We start from the raw sequence: 18,221 nt of genomic DNA, 5'->3' as shown, positions 1-18,221 counted from the left end.
TCTGCTATCATATTGTTACTATGTACAAGGATTATTTTCAAAAAGTAGCTGCTTTTTACGATTCCCTTGTTGATCGTTTTAATATAGACTTTCGCAGCGGGGATAATGGCACACAGGAAAATATGCTGCTCAAGTATCGCATTTTGACCGAGATCAGCGACCTCGACTACAGTTCTATACTGGAAGTTGGCAGCAACGTAGGTTTGTTTTATAAGTATCTCACTGAATTTCTGAGTTCCTTCAAATATACCGGCATTGATATTTCTCCAAGGGCTTACAGAGTAGCTGCGGAAAACGAACCGGATGCGGATTTCCGGAACATCAACATTTTAGATAAAGATTTTAACGATACAGCCGAATATATTCTGGCTGACGGTCTTTTTAATCTGGGCAAAATGGAAAACATATCCGATTACCGCAACCGCGCACTGCATAAAATGTTCGACCTTGCAGAAAAAGGCGTGGCGGTAAATTTTCTATCCAGTGTCAGCGAAAGCAAGGATGAGTCCAACCTCAACTACTTTGATGCCGGAGAAACACTGAACTTCTGCCTGTCATTGACCCCCAAGGCTGTTTTACGTCATGATTATTCCCCGGATAATTTCACGGTTTATTTGTATAAATAGCTTTTATAACGCTCAGCAAGCTGTTTCTGAAGATATTAATATTGTTAATACTACTTTTATTGATTATAATAGCACTTAGTTTTTAGTGCCGAGGTGGTGGAATTGGTAGACACGTGGGACTTAAAATCCCATGGTAATTCACATTGCCGTGCCGGTTCAAGTCCGGCCCCCGGCACCACTTGATTTGGAAATCAATTGAACGTATTTAAGAGGGCCAGCGAAGCTGCCCCCCTCAACGCTCTCCGCCCTAGAGGCGGATCGCTGCTTCCCCCAGCTGACTTGTGTGCTGATATCTTGTTGTTCCATAGATAAACCCTGATAACTCCGCTTAAACAAAATATTTTATAGTTTAGCGACCCAGACTTCGCCAAGGTGAGAGACTGTCGCGCCAAAGTTGAATTATTTAAGCCTGGTTCCCGCGCAAAAAATCGTTTGTTTCGTGAATTATTTTTTGGATTGTTATAATTTGAGAATTATAACCCTGAATTGATTTGGTGGTTTGCTCGGAGTTCACGGCGTATTGTTCCATTACTTCACGGATTGTGGCCATGGAAGTAACCAGGTCCATAATTTTTTCAGCCTGGTTTTGAGTTGTATTGGAAATTTCCTTCATCAGGTCAGTAACTTTATCGGCATGCGTATAAATGTCCTGTAAAGATTTGGCCAGACTGTCTGTGAAATGAGTACCCTGTTCGGACAATGCAATGTTTCTTTCAATAATACTCGTGGTATTTTTTGCAGACTGCGATGTGCGCTGCGCCAGATTGCGCACTTCATCTGCCACAACAGCAAAACCTTTTCCCGCCTCACCCGCTCTCGCTGCTTCCACCGCAGCATTTAAGGAAAGCAGGTTGGTTTGAAAAGCTATATCGTCGATAAGTTTTATGATATTGGATATTTCTTCGCTGGATTTCTTTAAGTCCTGCATAGACTTGCTCATTTCCTGCATTTCATCATTTCCTTCATGCGACACATGGTTCACATGTTTTACGGAATTAAGTGCATCCACAGAATGAGTAACCGTCGTAGATATTTGATCAGCCAGTTGTTCAATAGTTTGTGACACCGAACGAAGGGAATCAGACTGCTCGGTACTTCCTTTTTGCATCATATCGCTGGCTGCCTCCAAATCAACAGTTGCCGTTGATAGTTCTCCTAAAACATCATTTAGTCTGTCCAGGGTTTTTATCATCGGCTTGGTTGTAGATTCAGCCAGAAACACAAAACAAAACAGAGTACCGATTGTTAGTATTATTATAAAAGTAAGTAAAATGTAGAATATATTATTTACCTCTTTTTCTACATCATCAACGTATATACCTGTCCCTATTATCCAGTTCCATTGTTCTATTAATTTAACATAAGAAATTTTAGGTACAGGCTTATTGTAACCTGGCTTGGGCCAGTAATAACTTACAAAACCTCCACCGTTATTCTTACAGACTTCCACAAATTCCATAAACAGTTTTTTCCCTTTTGGATCGGAATAATTTGACACATCAGTGCCGTCCATTTCGGGCTTAATAGGATGCATGATCATTTTGGGGGACATGTCGTTGATCCAAAAATAATCATTTTGAGCGTAACGCATACTTTTTACTCTCGTTATGGTTCTGCGTTTTGCTTCGTCTTCTGAAAATTCACCGTTTTTGTATCTCTGATAATTATCCTGGGCAAAACTCCAAACGGTTTCCACCAGCTCTTTTGTTTTCTGATATTTGCCTTCATATATTACATCTTTGAAGCGTAAAAACATCCAACCTATAAGTGTGGAAAAACAAAAAGCTGTTATGACGCCAGCAATAATAATTTTAGATCGCAAGGTTAATCTGCTAAAAATAAAAAATCCCCCATATAAATGTCTTATAAATAATTATACTTGAGAGGCCTGAAAAAAACAGCCTTTCATAAAATTTTATTTGGCTGCCCTGATCATCAATTCGCTTATTTTCTTGACGAACTGCAATGGGTCTTTGATTTTCCCGCCTTCGGCAAGCACTGCCTGATCATAGAGTAATTGTACATAATCTTTTAATACCGGATTTTCTTTGCTTTCAGAAAATATTTTTTGCATTACTTCTACTATGGGATGAGAGGCATTTATTTCCAGGATCTTTTTTTGCGCCGGCACATCCTGCCCCATGGCCTTAAACATTTGTTCCATTTGTTTGCTCATTCCACTTTCGTCCAGCACCAGACAACTCGGGCTGTCTGTAAGACGTGCAGAAAAAGTAACTTCTTTTACCTCCTGCTCCAGCTCTTTCTGCATAAAGCTTAATAAATCCGTGTACTGCTCTTTTTTTTCTTTGATTTCCTTTTCTGCATCCTTGTCAGCCATAGACAAATCTCCTTTATCAACGGCTTTCAGCTTTTTACCTTTGTATTCAAAAACAGAGCCCAACACCCACTCGTCTATAGTGTCGGTCATGACCAGAACTTCCAGGTCCTTTTTCTTAAATATTTCCAGATGCGGTGACATCATGGCAGCTGCTTTATTTTCAGCAATTATGTAATAGATGTCTTTTTGGTCTTTTGGCATGTTTTCCACATATTGTTTCAGAGATTTAAACTCACCGTTGCCTGTTTTGGAGGTTTCATACAAGCATAGTTCCAGGATTTTATCCTTGTTTTCATAATCATAATGAATACCCTCTTTCAGAACCTTGCCAAATTCCCTGTAGAATTTCACATATTCGTCATATTCTTTATCCAGCATTGTTTGCAGTGTTTGCAATATTTTGTTTACTACATTTTTCTTGATTTTTTCCAGAGCCGCGTCCTGCTGCAATATTTCTCTGGACACGTTTAAAGGCAAATCATTGGCATCTACCACACCTTTTACAAATCGCAAATATTCTGGGATAAGTTTTTTACAATCATCCATGATAAAAATCCGTTTAACGTATAAATGTATGCCTTTGATGGAATCAGGAAAAAACAGATCAAAAGGCGCTTTCTGCGGTATATAGATTAAAGCTTTGAATTCTATTGTTCCTTCAGCGGAATAGTGAATTGTTTTCAAGGGAGGGTTCAAATCATGCGCTAAATGTTTATAGAACTCAATGTATTCTTCATCTTTAATTTCATTTTTAGCTTTGGCCCACAATGCCTTGCGGGAATTAAGCGTTTCCTCAACTTTTTTCTTAATGGTTTTATTATCCTGGTCCACCAGTTTTTCTTCTTTTTCCACATCAATCACAATAGGATGTTCTACAAAGTCCGAATATTTTTTTACAATATCACGTAATTGATGTTCCTGAAGATAATCCTGAGCGTCATCTTTTAAATGCAAGATAACATCTGTACCGGCTTCAGATTTGTTTGCGGGTTCCACCTGGAAACCGCCTTCTCCGTCACTAACCCATTTATTGGCAGTATCACTTTTGGCATGACGCGAAACAACGGTTACCTTGTCGGCTACCATAAATGATGAATAAAATCCCACACCGAATTGACCGATTAAAGAAAGGTCCTGTTTGGTATCTATCTTTTTTAACTGTTCCAGAAAGGTTTTGGTTCCTGATTTAGCGATAGTTCCTAAATGATCAACCAATTCATCATGGGTCATTCCAATGCCGTTATCGGAAATAGTCAGTGTCCTTTGTTTTTCATCCCTTACCAGTTTTATTTTCCATTCAATATTATCCTTATTATCCTTTTTTAATTCCGTATCTGTTAATGATTCGAATCGCAAACGATCTATGGCATCAGCTGCGTTGGAAATCAGCTCCCGCAGAAAAATATCTTTATGAGAATACAAAGAATGAATAACCAGTTCTAATAATTGTTTTACTTCTGTTTTGAACTCAAATTTTTCCATTTGTGATTTAGGCATTTATGTACCACCTCTCTTTAACAATTTGCATAAATGATTATAATAAAACTAGTTTTGATTGTAAATCTGAATATCAAGCCAAGACTGAGGTTTATAAAATGCAACTTATAATTTTGAATATACTGATATTATTCCTTTTATTTTTGGTAATGGTAGCAATTATTCTGGATATTCTAAGAAGGAAACACTCTGTTGCTTATCAAAACAAGCAGATGCTCATGGCAATTGACCCAAAAACAGTATATGAATTAATAAATAAAAACAGCAGAGAATATCAGCTGATTGACGTCCGTTCTCCTAAAGAATTCAGTCGCAAACATATAAAAAATGCCATAAACATGAGTGTCATGGACCTGAACTACATAAAATTTCTGAAAAAATTAAACAAGCAACAAAAATATATAATTTACGGACAGCGCGACAGTCGCAGTCAGAGAGCTTTTTATATCATGAAAAAACACAAATTCAAAGAAGTATACATCATGAACGGTGGCATGCTGGAATGGGATATGCAGGACCTGCCGACTGAAAAATAACCTATTTTATCAGATCAAGTTTTTTTAAGCGCTGTAGCATAACCTCTTTTTCTACTGGCTTAATTATATAATCATTACAATGCTGAGAAATGGCTGTAAAAAAACTTTCTTTTTCATCATTGGAAGTAACCATAATGATAACTACTTTATTTTCAGGCGCTACCCTCATTCTGTCTTCGATTGCCCTTATCTTGCTCAGGACCAGCATGCCTCCCATATCAGGCATGGAAATATCCAGCGTCATCAAATTATAGGGTTGTTTTTCTATAAGAGCTCTTTCAAAAGCGATAACGGCCCTGTCGCCACGATCATATTCATGGCAGATACCGAATTGTCTGAGGATCATAGTCAATTTACTTCTGCTTACCAGTTCATCATCAACAATCATTATTTTCATTACAAATCACCTTCCGATAATAGTCTTGCAAACAAATATGTTCTCTGACCAGTTTATTTACTAAATGTTTAGCATCTTCATTATGCCCCGAAATTACCATCATTTCAAGGTCTTTGGCAGCAGCTGATAACAGCGGAGCACATAGATTTGCCGAGCCACCTTTAATAGAATGCGACAGATTTTTTACTATCTGATAATCGCCTTTTACCACGGCCTGTTTGATTTGTTGTATCTGTTCACCACTGATTTCTAAAAATTCTTTTAAAATATCTACGACCATTTTTCTGTCACCGCTGAACTCGCTGACAACCTGTTTAAGATTTATAGGTATCAGATTGTCATTCGCACTTTGCGTTTCAGCTGGCTCTGTCGGAGAAAGCCTGAGTTCCTTACTTTCAACAAATTTAGCTAATATTTCCAGTATGTTTGATTTTTCAACCGGCTTGCGAATACAGTCGTTAATACCATAAATCTTATATTTGTCAGTATATTCTTCCAAGAGAGTTCCGGTTATTGCGATAATCGGCGCATGCTGTTTATGCAGAGAATCTTCGATTTCTCTGATGTTTTTAGAAGTAACAAAACCATCCATCTGCGGCATATGAATATCCGTAAAAATCAGAACATAATCATTGTTTTTTACTTGTTCCATGGCTTGCATTCCGCTTTCTGCCTGGTCACATTCATAGCCAAGGATTTGTATATATTGGTGCATTATTTTTCTGATTATTGGAGAATCATCAATAACTAAAATTTTTTTCATATAAATCTGCGCTTACAGTAGGTTTACTATACATAATAAAGAACTTGCAATAAATTGTGAAGGAAAAAAATTTTTGCATTGTCAAAATTATTCGAAATAGCCTATAATTAATATCGCGTTGCCCCGTGGTGTAATTGGCAACACAGCGGGTTTTGGTCCCGTTATCCGAGGTTCGAGTCCTTGCGGGGCAGCCAAGTTCGTAATACGAACTTGGCTATTGTACAGCTAATCAGTGGTTTATTAACAACTCCCCAAAATTATAACTTCAAAATACGCCCGCGAGGACGAGAACCGAGAAGAGGTTCGGCTAAGGCCCTTAACGAAGTCAGCGTCAGCGCAACTGAGTTTAGGGATTGCATCGTAACGAAGTGGAGATTGTCCTTGCGGGGCAGTCAGTTTGTTTTTATATATAATCCATCAGACTTGATTTGGGGTGTGTAGTTATATGCACCGGATATTTAATCATCAGAAAACGCATGGCTTCTTTAAGCATATTCAAATCAGACCAGGCTTTTAATTCCACAATATAATATGGAAAATGTTCATTCAAATCATCTATGGCAAAGTAAAGTTTTTCCGGATCTCTTACCATCATTCTGTTAAAAGTGATATTCATCGATTCATTGCCTCTGGTCCTCTTAAGAATTAATCTTCCTGCCTTATTCAGGCCACTGGTAAAAAGGCTTTCCAGCAAACTCAGGTTCTGCTGCAAAATGTACCTGAACTTTGTTTTTTTAATAACAAAATAGTTATGCATCGATTTGCATTTTTGCTCCATTTGCTCGCTTTTAACGAATATAACTTGTGCGGATTTTCTTGGAACAGCTTCAGCGGTTTCTCTTTCCCGTGTCCTTACCAGAACATTCCTTCCGGCTATCTCCTCGTTACTTGGGCGAAAATATTTATCATGATACTGCCCGCTAAACTTTTCATAGAGATTAAATTTTGAAGCCATTGTATCTAATATCTCCTGTACCGGCGTATTAGATGTCTTAGGCAGATAAAACCTTGCCTCATAATAAGGCTCCTCTTCAAAACCCGCTTTACGTAAACTACGAGCTAACATAGCATATTTAATTTCCTTCAGAGCCACTTGAGCATTGGTTATTATAATCAACGCCAATATAAATGAAGCGATGGCGATCAACCAGGCAGGTGTTGCAGGCAGGAATATTTGACCCAGATACATTGATATCCAATACAATGGATCATGGATAGCGGTGTCCCACATCAAGGTTATTGATCCTTTTATTAAAACATCCTTTAAATATGATCTTATAGGCAATCTGTTCTCGATCGGTGTTGTTCTGTATGTATTCCAGGCTCTTAACAAATTTGGGATATAAAAACCAATATTCTCTGTCATAGAGCCGGCGAAAGTAAGTATTAATCTTTGAGTTTCAATGCCAACGGGAAAAAACTTGCTTAATAATAATTCGATTAACGCTGTACTACCTACATTTATAAAAAAAGCCGAACCCATATCCTCGCCGAAATGCCGGTAGGCCTGCTTGAACAAACTATCGGGTACTTCGATAAAAGTTTTTAAAGACGGATGCTCAGGTTCTGAAAAAAGTAATTCCGGCGCTATACACTTTATATTGTTGTGTATTTGTCCTTGTACAATAGCCACTAATTTAGTATTAATCATTTTCCAAAAAATTCCTTTTCTTTTTGGTTTTCCATTAATGTTTCGGAAAAAATTTAGGAAAATCCCAGTTTTTTTACCTTAAAAATTTTTCTTTAAGGACGATGTGTTGAGAGCGCCGAACAGAACTGCGAAATGAAGCAGTGACCGATCCCTAAGGGGAAGCTGGTGCTTCTCAGTCCAAACCTTTCTCTTGAAATTTAAAGTTGTTTTCGACTTAATTCCAGTTCTTTTTCCTGAACCTTATCCAGCTTCGGATAACTTAGCTCCAGTGGTTGCAATGTATCAAGAATAATTTGCGAAACAATAAGTCGGGCATTTTTTTTATCATCTGCCGGGACAATATACCAGGGGGCAACCGTCAGGCTGGTATTGCTTAAGCAATCTTCATAAACTTTCATATATTGGTCCCATAATTTTCGTTCTGTAACATCTGTCAGGCTGAATTTCCAGTTATGTTCAGGACTGTCTATACGCTCAAGGAACCTCTTGCGCTGTTCGTCCTTTGAAAGATGAAGAAAAACTTTAATAATCCTGGTGCCATTATGATAAAGATGCGATTCCATATCCACGATAGAGCGAAATCTTTCAGTCCAGATATTTTTTTCATTAATAAGTTTATCCGGTAACCCTTGGGCCATCAGAATTTCAGGATGAACGCGAACAATAAGTACTTCTTCATAGTAAGAACGATTGAAAATACCGAATCGTCCACGTTCCGGTAATTTACAGGTTGTTCGCCATAAAAAATCATGTTTGAGTTCTTCAACACTCGGCTGCTTGAAACTAAAAACTTCACAACCTTGCGGATTCACTCCGGACATCACATGCTTGATAATACCATCCTTGCCCGCTGCATCCATGCCTTGAATGATCAGTAGCAATGAATAACGACTGGAAGCATAAAGCAGGCTTTGCTGTTCGCTCAACTCTTTAACGTGTGCATGCAGAAATTCTTTATACTGTTTTTTTGATTCATAAAAGGGTTTTATAGCTGTCGGCCTTTTTCTAAGATTAACCGGTTCTCCGCCTGTTACGCGAAACTCAGATGAATGAATTTTTTTCATAATTAACCTCTCCTTTGGTCAGCATTTCAAACCGATGTTAACTTTGAGCCTTGGGTATTCACATTGTCGGGCTTCATCTCAATACGAACCCGCGGAAAATTGTCGATAAAATTTTTCTGTAGAAATAGCCAGAGTTTTTCTCGCACCTCACAGCGCAAATTCCATAATGTAGATGAATCAGCGGCACTAACCACTGCCCGCAGTTCAACTGTCTTCTCGGTAAGGTTGGTCACAGACAAGTCATTAACCCGTTTATCCCAAAACTTACTTTTGTTAAGGATAGCAGTTAGTTCATTCCGGAGTTCATTTACTGGCAAAGAATAATCAACATAAAAAAAAACTGTGCCCATTAACTGGTCGGATCTGTGAGTCCAGTTTTGAAATGGCTTTTCAACAAAATAGGCTATAGGAACAATTAATCGCCGCAAGTCCCATATCCTGACCACTACATAGGTTAAGGTTATTTCTTCTATCCTGCCCCATTCATTTTCCACAACTACCACATCATCAATTCGTATTGGTTGAGAAATGGCAATTTGAATCCCGGCAATCAGATTTCCTAAAGTTTTTTGTGCCGTGAGTCCTAATATAACTCCGATAATACCGGCTGAGGCCAGAATTGTTATCCCCACTTGTTTTGCCTCGGGGAATGATAAAAGTATTAAAGCTATAGTTAAAATTATGATAATTATTGAAATTATATTAGTTAACAACTGAATCTGTGTGTGAAGAGTTCGGACATGAATATTGTCTTTAATTTCAATATTGTGTCTACTCAATACCACATTACGAATAATTTGTATAATTTTCAACAGCATCCAGCATAGCGAGATAATCAGCGCAATATCAACCAGGCGACTAATAAATACTTTTATATTGGCTGGGAAGCTTAACAAAGGGAAAATAATCATAATCGATAACATTGGAAGGAGCAGCAGAAAAGGGCGTTCAAGCAGATCAAGTTTTATGGATAAATTTTGCAGCAATGATATATTTAAGGTTCGTTTTAAAAGAATTCTAATAACAAAATACAGGCTTACCCCTATAAAAAATGCAAAAATTAAAATCAAAAATGACGATAAATAATCATTCATTATTTACCAAGAATACAACGTCTGAAATAAGAAGGTAATCTGTATTTTCTATATTTAACTGACTTTTTACCTTTATATAACGGAACCTATCTGCCTGACAGCGCCTCAAATCCGGAAATAACATCAAAAAGTTCCTCATCGATACCACTTTGACGTAACCGATGGAATGTCTCGTTGAGGTATTCCAGCAGCTCATCGATATTTTTATCAGCACGCTGCATCGCTGCCAGGCGGCTGGCATTCTCACTCGCGAGAGATTCGGAACATGCGCGAAATAGTGAGACAAACAAATATTCTCGAATAAATGCCCTCAGGGTTTTTGAACCTTTACCCATAACTTCCGGTATGTTTTTGGTTGGCCAGGGAATCAGGGATAAATTTCTTCGCCAAGTTTCGTCCAGGGGAAGTAATCGTTGGCCAATAGGTGTATAGCCCGCTTTTGAGGTAGGACGGTTATAAAAAAGGTAAAGTTCGGTTGACCTATTTTGTTGCAGATATGTCTCGCTTTCAACAAGAATCTGACCTATCATCGGGGTGATTGAATTTACGGAACCGGGAACAGCAAAGAAACCTGTTACCTCTAATCCGGAGTCTGTAAGACGTGTATGAACACGTTCACCGACTGCCCAGACTTTGGGATGGCTCGACAGAGCGGATAAAGTTTTTACTGCATACTCTACAATTACATCATTAAACTGGCCTACCAGTCCCTGGTCCGAACCAAAAACAACAGCGCCGGTTATATCCGCTTGTTTTTGTCTTTTAGGGGTTGAGCGCTCAGGTTTGGTTTTTCGAAAACAGGTACCCAGACCCAGTTCCACAACATGGTGATAGTTTGCCAGGGCACGGACAGACTCTTCATATTGTCCTATATTAGATGCTGCCAGTGCTTTCATAGTGCGCACTACCGATTGGAGGTCTCCGGCGATAGTTATTTTTCTGCGTAAATTTACGGTAGTATTGCTCATGACTTTTCTTTAGGTTCAGGGTCTACGTCAGGGTCGGCCTTGGCTTCCGGTTTGGGTTGAAATCCGGCAAGTGCCTGACGTGCTATTTCTATCAGGGCTTTACGATCATCGTCACTTAGTTTATCAACAGTATATAATCTTTTCTTTATGTTTTCCGGTATGTTTACTGCTGCTTCAAGCACGGCGCTTTGCGCGTCATTTATTTTGTCGAGCAAAATATTGTCAAAAAGTTTGGTGGTCAGAGCCAGCAGAATAATAATTTGAGCTGCCACGGCCACCGGTGAGAATTCCTGTTGTTTAAGACAGGCACGAATACGCCACCCATGCTCAATAATTTGACGTGTAGCTTCATCCAGACGTGCCCCAAATCGGGAAAAAGTTTCCAGTTCTTCAAACTGCGCATAAGCGAGTTTCAAATCACCGGCCAGATCACGGAAGGCTGAAAGTTGCGCTTTCCCCCCAACACGCGAAACCGACTTACCAACATCAACTGCGGGTAATACACCCAGTTCAAACAGTGACGGAGAGAGATATATTTGTCCGTCGGTTATTGAAATTAAGTTGGTTGGGATATACGCTGAAATATCCTGAGCCTCGGTTTCTATAATTGGCAGAGCTGTGAGGGACCCTCCCCCTAGTTCTTTGTGTAAATGTGTTGCGCGTTCCAGTAAGCGGGAATGGATATAAAAAATATCGCCCGGGAATGCTTCGCGACCCGGTGGACGACGCAGCAAGAGTGAAAGTTCACGATATGCGCGAGCATGATGGGTGAGGTCATCGTATACAATAAGTACATCTTTACCTTTTTCCATAAAATACTCAGCGATACTGGTAGCTGCGTAAGGAGCTATATAAGCAAGGCCCGGTGGATCGTTACCTTCGGTTACCATGACTACGGTATAGTCCATAGCGCCTTTTTCCCTAAGAGTCGCAACAGACTTGGCAACAGCCGAGGCTCGTTGTCCTATGGCACAATACACACATATAACATTTTGATCTCGTTGATTGAGGATAGTATCAAGGGCAATCGCTGTTTTGCCGGTTTGTCGGTCACCAAGAATCAACTCACGCTGACCACGTCCGATAGGAATGAGTGCGTCGATAACCTTAAGTCCGGTTTGGAGCGGTACAGTAACCGGTGAGCGATCCATAATACTGGGAGCGGGTCGTTCTATAGGTTTTCTTTGTGTTGTAGATAAAAATCCATGGTCATCAAGTGGGTCCCCTAAAGGGTCAATAACGCGGCCTAACAGTTCCTCACCCACCACAATGTCCATAACCCTGCCGGTCCGCTTAACCTCGTCTCCTGCGCTTAATTGGGTATAATCGCCAAGCAGAATAATTCCGATTTCGGTTTCATCTACGTTAAACGCAATACCAAAAATTTCCCCTGGAAATTCTACAAGCTCGTCAAATCCAATCCCGGGTAGTCCTGAAATTTTCGCGATTCCTGTCGAGATGCTGACAATTGTTCCAACCTCTTGTGCAACCAGTTGGGGATCAAAGGTACTTCTCCCTTTTTTCAGGTAATCAAACGTACGGTCAAAGGTTGGTTTCAAAGGGTTTGATGAGATATTCATTTAACTTTCTTTTTTACCTTAGCCTTAGACTTTAAGGTTGGTTTTGTCTTATGTTTGGCAATAATTTTTGTTTGCTCGCCCAGTAGTTTGTTAATTCTGTTTTCCAGGTTTACCAGATAATCGGCAATGCTCCAGGCAATTTTTTGTCCGTTAGTGCTGAGTTCAATACCGCTTATCACTTTGGGGGAAGTTTCAAACCGGATATTTAATTTTTCTGAAAAAATTTCCTCAAGCGCCTTTTTTATAGTGTCTTGCTGTTTTTGCGGCAAAACAAAAGCGCTGCGCACAACAGCAGGTTCTGATGAAGCTTTCAGCGCCTTAGCCAGATCTTGTTTTTTTTCTGAATCGAGGTTCCTGACAATATTGGTGAATACTTTACTGATTTGTTCTTCCAGGGTTGTCCCGGCAAGATCTGTCATGACCTTTCTGGTTATGGCAAAAACTTCATCCTGTGTTTGCCGGGAAATTTCTTTTTGCAGATTCACAAGATCACTTTTTAAGGCATTATCTTGTTTTGAACGCAAGACTTCTGTATCATTTTGTACCTGATTAAGAAGACGTTTACGTTCTGCATCTGCTTCTGCCTTGACTTTACCCAGAAGCTTATTGTAGTGCAGATCAAATTTTTCGTTCTTCTGTTCATACAGGTCTCGCTCCTTTTTTGCCTCGGTTTGTTTCTTGGCAGCATCTGCAAGTTCTTTTGCAATAAGTTTTTCGCGGGCGTCTATGGCATTCAGCACAGGTTTGTACAAAAAATGTTTCATCAACCATATTAGGATAAGGAAGTTTACTACCTGAGCACTGAATGTAAACCAGTCAATGAGCATGGTTTATTTACCTCCGTGCATAATAATATAGTTCCAGAATGGATTGGCAAAAATCAGGATCATCGAGATCACGAAACAGTATATGGCTGTTGACTCGATCATAGCAAGACCTACGAACAGTGTTCTGGTAATGGTAGGCGAAGCATCGGGTTGCTGGGCCAATGAGGTAAGCGCAGATGATACTGCCCGTCCTTCTCCGAGCGCAGTTCCTAAAACTCCGAAACTTGTTGTGATCCCAGAAATAATGACTGAGGCTACTGCAATTGTTGTAATATTATCCATAATTACTCCTTTCCTAAGTTTATTTTTTCACACTTATTCATCGTTTCTATCCTTGGGCTGACGGACTTTGGTAGCTGCCGCAATGTAGACACCTGCTAAAATACTGAAGATATAAGCTTGAACCATACCGGTAAGCAGACCCAATGCCGTCATGATAACCGGGAAAATGAATGGCGTAATTGTAAGCAGAATACTAATAATCATTGCACCGCTCATCATGTTCCCGAATAAACGTACAGCCAACGCCAATGTCCGTGAAAGTTCACTGATTATGTTAAAAGGCAGCATAATAACCGTTGGCTTTAAATAGGACTTAAGGTAATTAACTACCCCTTGCTCCTTAATTCCAAAAAAAGGAACAGCTACAAACACACACAAGGCAAGAGCCGCAGTGGTTGAAAGTGATCCTGTTGGGGGCTCGTATCCAGGAATAATCGTACAGAGACTAGCCGAAGCGACCAGTAAAAAGAGTGTTCCAAGAAAGCCCATATATTTTCGTGGCTGTTTTAAGCCTACATCATCAATTTGCTTTACAATATTTATAACAACTATCTCCAAAAGGTTTTGCCAGCGGGAACGTTTAAGCCCGTGTTCAAGTTTGCGGGTAATAATAATTGAGAAGACCGAGAGAAAAAACATAAGTCCCCATGTATATACTATGGTAGCGTTGAGTTTTATAAATCCTGTCTGCCAGAAGATAATTTCATCAGGACTAAGATGCATCATATCCTCCTGTCAATCGTGTCACTAGAAGACGAGCCAGAATAAAACCGAGCATACATGCCAGGAACCTTTGCCAATGACCCTGAGAGACATAATAAAACCCCGTCAAAACTATGCCTGTTCGCAGCAACCGTCCCCCAAGAAACCAAAGAGCCGATTGTTTGGAGTTAAGCATCTTGCGAACTGTCCACCAAAGACCCCCATAGAAAAATATCCCCAACAAAAGTCCGAAAATTATCGATATGACCAGCATAATTATATCATTTGTCATGATTGCCCCGGTCTTCCCTCATTTCTTTGTCTTCCTTGTCAATCCAATGCCAGGCGTTAAAACAACCTATTATCAAACCTATAATCAGCAGCATCAGAGTCCAGGAATGGTTCCCCTGGTGATGTTTATCTAGCCATATTCCCAGAAATGTGCCAAGTAGTGTCGGAATTACCACCGACCATCCTACAAGGCCCATCATTCCCAATCCAAACCATACACTATGCGAGGAGTCTCGAATTGCCCTGAGTTTACGGTCTGCCTTGGATCCGACTTCCTTACTGAAAGCGGTTCGTTCATCAACACTTTTTTTTTCTATTTTTTCAGTCATGCTGAAACTCCGAAAAACGGCGAATGAAACCGCTTTCCATTTTGGCAATAACCGTACGGACATTTTTTTCCTGTTCATCGAGACTTAAAAAATCGTGGTCTATGGCATCGCGCAAATGTTCAAGATCTTTTCCAGCAATGGCATTTCGTGCTGATATAAGGACATCCTGACCTGTCTTTACCAGCACCCCTTCATCCAGAGCTACAAAAGTTTCACCCTCGGCTTTGTTTTCGTAGACAAGTATGCCGGGAGTTAGCGCTGTAACACAATCAAGCCTATGAGGAAGAATTCCAAAAACCCCTTCACTGGTTTCAGCAACAATACGAGAAACGTCAGTTTTATCAGCGAAAACTTTGAAGGGAAGAAGAATCTTAAGATTCATCATTGCTGACGGCATTTTTAACCTCCGTTTTAGATTCTGGCACTGGATTCGATGCATCTTTGGGCTTTGAATTATTTGTGGGATTCAGAGGGGCATTCACTGCTGGCCCGGTAACTGTATGGATATCAGTTTTTTTGGACTGATATTTTTTTTTGGCTTCATCAATTGTTCCTATCATATATAGTGCGCTTTCCTGATAGTCCTTGAATTCATCGTTAAGAATTCTTTCACAACCGTCCAGCGAATCATCAAGGGTGACAAGTTTTCCTTTTATACCGCTAAATTGTTCGGTTGTAAAAAAAGGCTGTGTCAAAAAACGTTCCAGTCGTCGTGCCCGGGCGACTACATTGCGATCCTCCGGAGAAAGTTGCTCCAACCCAAGCATGGCTATAATATCCTTGAGATCAGCATATTGGGCAAGGGTGTGACGAATCTTTTGAGCCAGATTATAATGGCGTTCGCCAATAATTCCGGGTGTTGCCATTTTTGAATTAGACTGCAATGGGTCTATGGCAGGATAAAGTCCCTCACTGGCACGTTTGCGGGAAAGAACTATAGAGGCAGAAAGATGCGAAAAAGTATGTACTGCTGCAGGGTCTGTAAAATCGTCTGCCGGCACATATACTGCCTGAATTGAAGTAATAGCTCCGCTGTCCGTATTGGCTATACGCTCCTCCAGTGCGGACAGTTCGGTGCCCATGGTGGGCTGATAGCCAAGACGCGACGGCATCTGCCCCATTAGGCCTGATACTTCCGATCCGGCCTGGATAAACCGGAATATGTTGTCAATGAGAAGCAATACATCACGATGCTGGTCGTCACGAAAGTATTCGGCCATAGTAAGTGCCGCGTGCCCCACACGGAAACGACTTCCTGACGGTTCATTCATTTGGCCGAACACCATTACCATGTTTTGCAGTACACCGGCTTCTTTCATATCATGATAAAGTTCTTCACCCTCGCGACAACGTTCGCCGATACCGCAAAAAATACTTATACCTTCATGGTGTCCTATCATATTATGGATCATTTCGGTCAGCAGTACTGTTTTGCCAACTCCCGCGCCTCCGAAAAGTCCGGCTTTGCCACCACGTTCGAGTGGCATTAGTACATCTATAACCTTGATGCCGGTTTCAAATATTTCTGATCTTGTAGAACGGTTCTCCAGAGATGGTGGTGCATGATGTACAGACCTCCATTCAACATTTTTCGGAGCATTTTTGCGGTCGATAGCATTTCCAAATACATCAAACATTCGTGAAAGAATTGTCTTGCCGACCGGTACCTTTAATGGTCCGCCTGTATCGATAACGATAGTCCCCCGGGACAAGCCCTGAGTGGGTGTCAAAGCAATCCCCCGAACAACTTGCGCATCGATCTGAGCTAACACTTCAATTGCTATTTTCTGCTCTTTTGCATGAAGTAACGAATATATAGGAGGCAAATGAGAGTCAAATTTTATATCGACTACACTCCCGCGCACGGAGACCACAAAACCAAGGTTAACTGGATTTGCTTTTTTCTTCATATGTACTTATATAGTATACAACTTTTTTAATAAATTTATTCTATCTTAACCGTTATTTATATTTAATATCAGGTGTTTAAGACTGCTTCTTTTGATCTTTTCCCACTTAAAGTGGTTGTGAAAGTCGGCATAATAGCTGGAATAAGTTCTGTAAATGGTCCAGGCCCACAATCACTGTATATTTTTTATCAGCAGGAAATTTGCTCATTACAGCCTTAATATTTTGGGCCATATATTCATTTCTAAAATTTATATTTATCTGTTCATAAAATGTTGAGAACATTTTTTGAGGATTGTCCAAAAAATCGTCGATCAATTTTCTGTTTGCGCCCATGGATATAACTTTTCCTTTCATCGCTTCCAGGATAAACCGGCATATCTTTAACCACTGCAGATTATCCTGATAATTTGGGTTATTTTTTATTGTATCAAGCACATCTTTGAGAGTTTTCGCCGATTTAATCGCCTCTGGAATACTTGCAGCCAGAGGCACTATTTTCCCCATCTTGCCCGTAATCATCTCCCAAATACCTGCCAGGCTGTGATCTCTGACGCAATCAATAATCATTTTTTCCTTGAATCTTTCCTGGTTAGGATTTTGACTGTCTGATAATGTATTATATCCGAGAGCGTACATACTGAAAGTCCTGGCATAATAATCATCCATTCCATACAAATATCCGCTATCAGTTTTACCGACAAGTTTTTTAGCCATATACTTTTCCATATCTTCATCTCTAGTTAATTCGATAAATACAACCAGTTTCTTGTTTACAGCTTCGCTGATCAAGTCTCGTTTAAAATTTTGCTGTTCAATATTTGCATGGTTATCACCAATAAAGACGTTGTTCCCAGCATATTCTACATTGTATATTTTGTACTTATGACCATTGACATATTGAACAAATAAATCCGGTTTTGGGGTCGGCTTCTTTCCCAGCTGAATTTTAACAAGATATTCATTGTTTACTTCTGTTTCTTTTATGCTTATAGCCTCCTGCTGATATCCCTTTTCTAAAAGAACCCCTCTTAATAGATATCCAATCTCCAGGAATCCCATCAATTCTTCCGGAAGGCATTTTATCTTGTATTCAACATTCCGATCCTTACCCTCGCCGACAAAACGCACACTATGCACATCTATTCTGTCCTTTGCAGGCAGTTGATATTCCTTTCCATTTAGCAGATACTTCTGCTGATTGATATAATCATTCATTCCCTCGAAACCGCAAACCAGATCAACAAACTCTTTTAAAGCCTTGGGATTGAGTTTCTGGAGTTTTTCGCAATTGTCTCTTCCGGTCATCACACCGTTGAGTTGTTTGTTGACAGGGCTTGCCATAATTTGCGGCCATCTTCCTTCATG

Annotated in this window: 19 protein-coding genes and 2 tRNA genes; 4 read left to right on the top strand and 17 right to left on the bottom strand. The window is 40.0% G+C overall.

All coding sequences use genetic code 11. The annotated features are described in order from the left end of the window. Together PHV30_05095 and PHV30_05090 are read left to right on the top strand one after the other, a co-directional pair. A partial coding sequence (locus PHV30_05095) for a class I SAM-dependent methyltransferase (protein MDD5456392.1) occupies positions 1-626 on the top strand: 626 nt, incomplete at its 5' end. A gap of 87 nt (positions 627-713) precedes the next feature. Beyond that, positions 714-804, top strand: a tRNA-Leu gene (locus PHV30_05090). Between the two features lie 225 nt (positions 805-1,029). Here the strand turns inward: PHV30_05090 and PHV30_05085 are convergent. Together PHV30_05085 and htpG are read right to left on the bottom strand one after the other, a co-directional pair. Continuing rightward, positions 1,030-2,448, bottom strand: a complete 1,419-nt coding sequence (locus tag PHV30_05085; GenBank protein MDD5456391.1) for a cache domain-containing protein — start codon at positions 2,446-2,448, stop codon at positions 1,030-1,032. A gap of 93 nt (positions 2,449-2,541) precedes the next feature. Continuing rightward, positions 2,542-4,461 (bottom strand): molecular chaperone HtpG, encoded by a 1,920-nt coding sequence (htpG, locus tag PHV30_05080; protein MDD5456390.1) that lies wholly within the window; start codon positions 4,459-4,461, stop codon positions 2,542-2,544. 98 nt (positions 4,462-4,559) lie between these two features. On the opposite strand from htpG, the gene PHV30_05075 reads away from it, so the two are divergent. Next, entirely contained in the window at positions 4,560-4,997 is a 438-nt protein-coding gene (locus tag PHV30_05075; protein ID MDD5456389.1) for a rhodanese-like domain-containing protein, read from the top strand. Position 4,998: 1 nt separating this feature from the next. Here the strand turns inward: PHV30_05075 and PHV30_05070 are convergent, their stop codons facing one another. Further along, positions 4,999-5,394 (bottom strand): response regulator, encoded by a 396-nt coding sequence (locus PHV30_05070; protein ID MDD5456388.1) that lies wholly within the window; start codon positions 5,392-5,394, stop codon positions 4,999-5,001. Then, a complete protein-coding gene (locus PHV30_05065) occupies positions 5,375-6,157 on the bottom strand; it encodes a response regulator (protein MDD5456387.1) in 783 nt (260 codons plus the stop codon). The genes PHV30_05070 and PHV30_05065 overlap by 20 nt, the downstream gene beginning before the upstream one ends. 119 nt (positions 6,158-6,276) lie before the next feature. Here PHV30_05065 and PHV30_05060 point away from each other — a divergent pair. Then, a tRNA-Gln gene (locus PHV30_05060) sits at positions 6,277-6,351 on the top strand. A 209-nt stretch (positions 6,352-6,560) separates the two neighbouring features. On the opposite strand, the gene PHV30_05055 is transcribed toward PHV30_05060, so the two are convergent. The 13 genes from PHV30_05055 to PHV30_04995 form a co-directional block, all read right to left on the bottom strand. Beyond that, positions 6,561-7,808: a hypothetical protein gene (locus PHV30_05055; GenBank protein MDD5456386.1), complete on the bottom strand. Its 1,248-nt coding sequence runs from the start codon at positions 7,806-7,808 to the stop codon at positions 6,561-6,563. Positions 7,809-8,005: 197 nt separating this feature from the next. Next, positions 8,006-8,872: a polyphosphate kinase 2 family protein gene (locus tag PHV30_05050; GenBank protein ID MDD5456385.1), complete on the bottom strand. Its 867-nt coding sequence runs from the start codon at positions 8,870-8,872 to the stop codon at positions 8,006-8,008. A 26-nt stretch (positions 8,873-8,898) separates the two neighbouring features. Continuing rightward, on the bottom strand, positions 8,899-9,690 hold the full coding sequence (locus PHV30_05045; GenBank protein ID MDD5456384.1) for a mechanosensitive ion channel: 792 nt from the start codon (positions 9,688-9,690) through the stop codon (positions 8,899-8,901). A gap of 362 nt (positions 9,691-10,052) precedes the next feature. Further along, positions 10,053-10,934, bottom strand: coding sequence for a F0F1 ATP synthase subunit gamma (locus tag PHV30_05040; GenBank protein ID MDD5456383.1), 882 nt, complete (start codon positions 10,932-10,934; stop codon positions 10,053-10,055). Continuing rightward, positions 10,931-12,514 carry an alternate F1F0 ATPase, F1 subunit alpha gene (locus PHV30_05035; GenBank protein ID MDD5456382.1) on the bottom strand — a complete coding sequence of 528 codons (1,584 nt, stop codon included), beginning with the start codon at positions 12,512-12,514 and terminating at the stop codon, positions 10,931-10,933. The genes PHV30_05040 and PHV30_05035 overlap by 4 nt, the downstream gene beginning before the upstream one ends. Continuing rightward, the gene (locus tag PHV30_05030) at positions 12,511-13,341 is read right to left on the bottom strand and encodes a F0F1 ATP synthase subunit delta (GenBank protein MDD5456381.1); all 831 of its coding nucleotides are present in this window, start codon (positions 13,339-13,341) and stop codon (positions 12,511-12,513) included. The genes PHV30_05035 and PHV30_05030 overlap by 4 nt, the downstream gene beginning before the upstream one ends. 3 nt (positions 13,342-13,344) lie before the next feature. Beyond that, entirely contained in the window at positions 13,345-13,623 is a 279-nt protein-coding gene (locus PHV30_05025) for a F0F1 ATP synthase subunit C (GenBank protein MDD5456380.1), read from the bottom strand. Positions 13,624-13,656: 33 nt separating this feature from the next. After that, a complete protein-coding gene (locus PHV30_05020; GenBank protein ID MDD5456379.1) occupies positions 13,657-14,346 on the bottom strand; it encodes a F0F1 ATP synthase subunit A in 690 nt (229 codons plus the stop codon). Beyond that, complete coding sequence (locus PHV30_05015) at positions 14,336-14,617, bottom strand: ATP synthase subunit I (GenBank protein MDD5456378.1); 282 nt, start codon at positions 14,615-14,617, stop codon at positions 14,336-14,338. The genes PHV30_05020 and PHV30_05015 overlap by 11 nt, the downstream gene beginning before the upstream one ends. Next, the gene (locus tag PHV30_05010; GenBank protein MDD5456377.1) at positions 14,607-14,945 is read right to left on the bottom strand and encodes an AtpZ/AtpI family protein; all 339 of its coding nucleotides are present in this window, start codon (positions 14,943-14,945) and stop codon (positions 14,607-14,609) included. Before PHV30_05010 ends, PHV30_05015 begins: the two co-directional genes overlap by 11 nt. After that, the gene (locus PHV30_05005; GenBank protein MDD5456376.1) at positions 14,938-15,342 is read right to left on the bottom strand and encodes a F0F1 ATP synthase subunit epsilon; all 405 of its coding nucleotides are present in this window, start codon (positions 15,340-15,342) and stop codon (positions 14,938-14,940) included. The genes PHV30_05010 and PHV30_05005 overlap by 8 nt, the downstream gene beginning before the upstream one ends. Continuing rightward, positions 15,317-16,855, bottom strand: a complete 1,539-nt coding sequence (gene atpD / locus PHV30_05000; protein MDD5456375.1) for a F0F1 ATP synthase subunit beta — start codon at positions 16,853-16,855, stop codon at positions 15,317-15,319. The genes PHV30_05005 and atpD overlap by 26 nt, the downstream gene beginning before the upstream one ends. A 106-nt stretch (positions 16,856-16,961) precedes the next feature. Continuing rightward, positions 16,962-18,197, bottom strand: a complete 1,236-nt coding sequence (locus PHV30_04995) for a hypothetical protein (GenBank protein MDD5456374.1) — start codon at positions 18,195-18,197, stop codon at positions 16,962-16,964. Positions 18,198-18,221: the final 24 nt, after the last annotated feature.

The sequence above is a fragment of the Candidatus Margulisiibacteriota bacterium genome (genome assembly GCA_028715625.1).
Taxonomy (GTDB): Bacteria; Margulisbacteria; Riflemargulisbacteria; order GWF2-35-9; family GWF2-35-9; genus JAQURL01.
Note: the sequence above shows the minus strand (reverse complement) of the source record. Positions and strands in the feature narration are given on the sequence as shown.

What these genes read in the sequence shown, in the direction of transcription:
- PHV30_05040 (MDD5456383.1), bottom strand. Translation starts at nt 10,934, where the DNA reads ATGAGCAATACTACCGTAAATTTACGCAGAAAAATAACTATCGCCGGA.
- PHV30_05015 (MDD5456378.1), bottom strand. Translation starts at nt 14,617, where the DNA reads ATGACAAATGATATAATTATGCTGGTCATATCGATAATTTTCGGACTT.
- htpG (MDD5456390.1), bottom strand. Translation starts at nt 4,461, where the DNA reads ATGCCTAAATCACAAATGGAAAAATTTGAGTTCAAAACAGAAGTAAAA.
- PHV30_05050 (MDD5456385.1), bottom strand. Translation starts at nt 8,872, where the DNA reads ATGAAAAAAATTCATTCATCTGAGTTTCGCGTAACAGGCGGAGAACCG.
- PHV30_05035 (MDD5456382.1), bottom strand. Translation starts at nt 12,514, where the DNA reads ATGAATATCTCATCAAACCCTTTGAAACCAACCTTTGACCGTACGTTT.
- PHV30_05070 (MDD5456388.1), bottom strand. Translation starts at nt 5,394, where the DNA reads ATGAAAATAATGATTGTTGATGATGAACTGGTAAGCAGAAGTAAATTG.
- PHV30_05055 (MDD5456386.1), bottom strand. Translation starts at nt 7,808, where the DNA reads ATGATTAATACTAAATTAGTGGCTATTGTACAAGGACAAATACACAAC.
- PHV30_04995 (MDD5456374.1), bottom strand. Translation starts at nt 18,197, where the DNA reads ATGGCAAGCCCTGTCAACAAACAACTCAACGGTGTGATGACCGGAAGA.
- PHV30_05025 (MDD5456380.1), bottom strand. Translation starts at nt 13,623, where the DNA reads ATGGATAATATTACAACAATTGCAGTAGCCTCAGTCATTATTTCTGGG.
- PHV30_05020 (MDD5456379.1), bottom strand. Translation starts at nt 14,346, where the DNA reads ATGCATCTTAGTCCTGATGAAATTATCTTCTGGCAGACAGGATTTATA.
- PHV30_05045 (MDD5456384.1), bottom strand. Translation starts at nt 9,690, where the DNA reads ATGCTGTTGAAAATTATACAAATTATTCGTAATGTGGTATTGAGTAGA.
- PHV30_05005 (MDD5456376.1), bottom strand. Translation starts at nt 15,342, where the DNA reads ATGCCGTCAGCAATGATGAATCTTAAGATTCTTCTTCCCTTCAAAGTT.
- PHV30_05010 (MDD5456377.1), bottom strand. Translation starts at nt 14,945, where the DNA reads ATGACTGAAAAAATAGAAAAAAAAAGTGTTGATGAACGAACCGCTTTC.
- atpD (MDD5456375.1), bottom strand. Translation starts at nt 16,855, where the DNA reads ATGAAGAAAAAAGCAAATCCAGTTAACCTTGGTTTTGTGGTCTCCGTG.
- PHV30_05030 (MDD5456381.1), bottom strand. Translation starts at nt 13,341, where the DNA reads ATGCTCATTGACTGGTTTACATTCAGTGCTCAGGTAGTAAACTTCCTT.
- PHV30_05075 (MDD5456389.1), top strand. Translation starts at nt 4,560, where the DNA reads ATGCAACTTATAATTTTGAATATACTGATATTATTCCTTTTATTTTTG.
- PHV30_05065 (MDD5456387.1), bottom strand. Translation starts at nt 6,157, where the DNA reads ATGAAAAAAATTTTAGTTATTGATGATTCTCCAATAATCAGAAAAATA.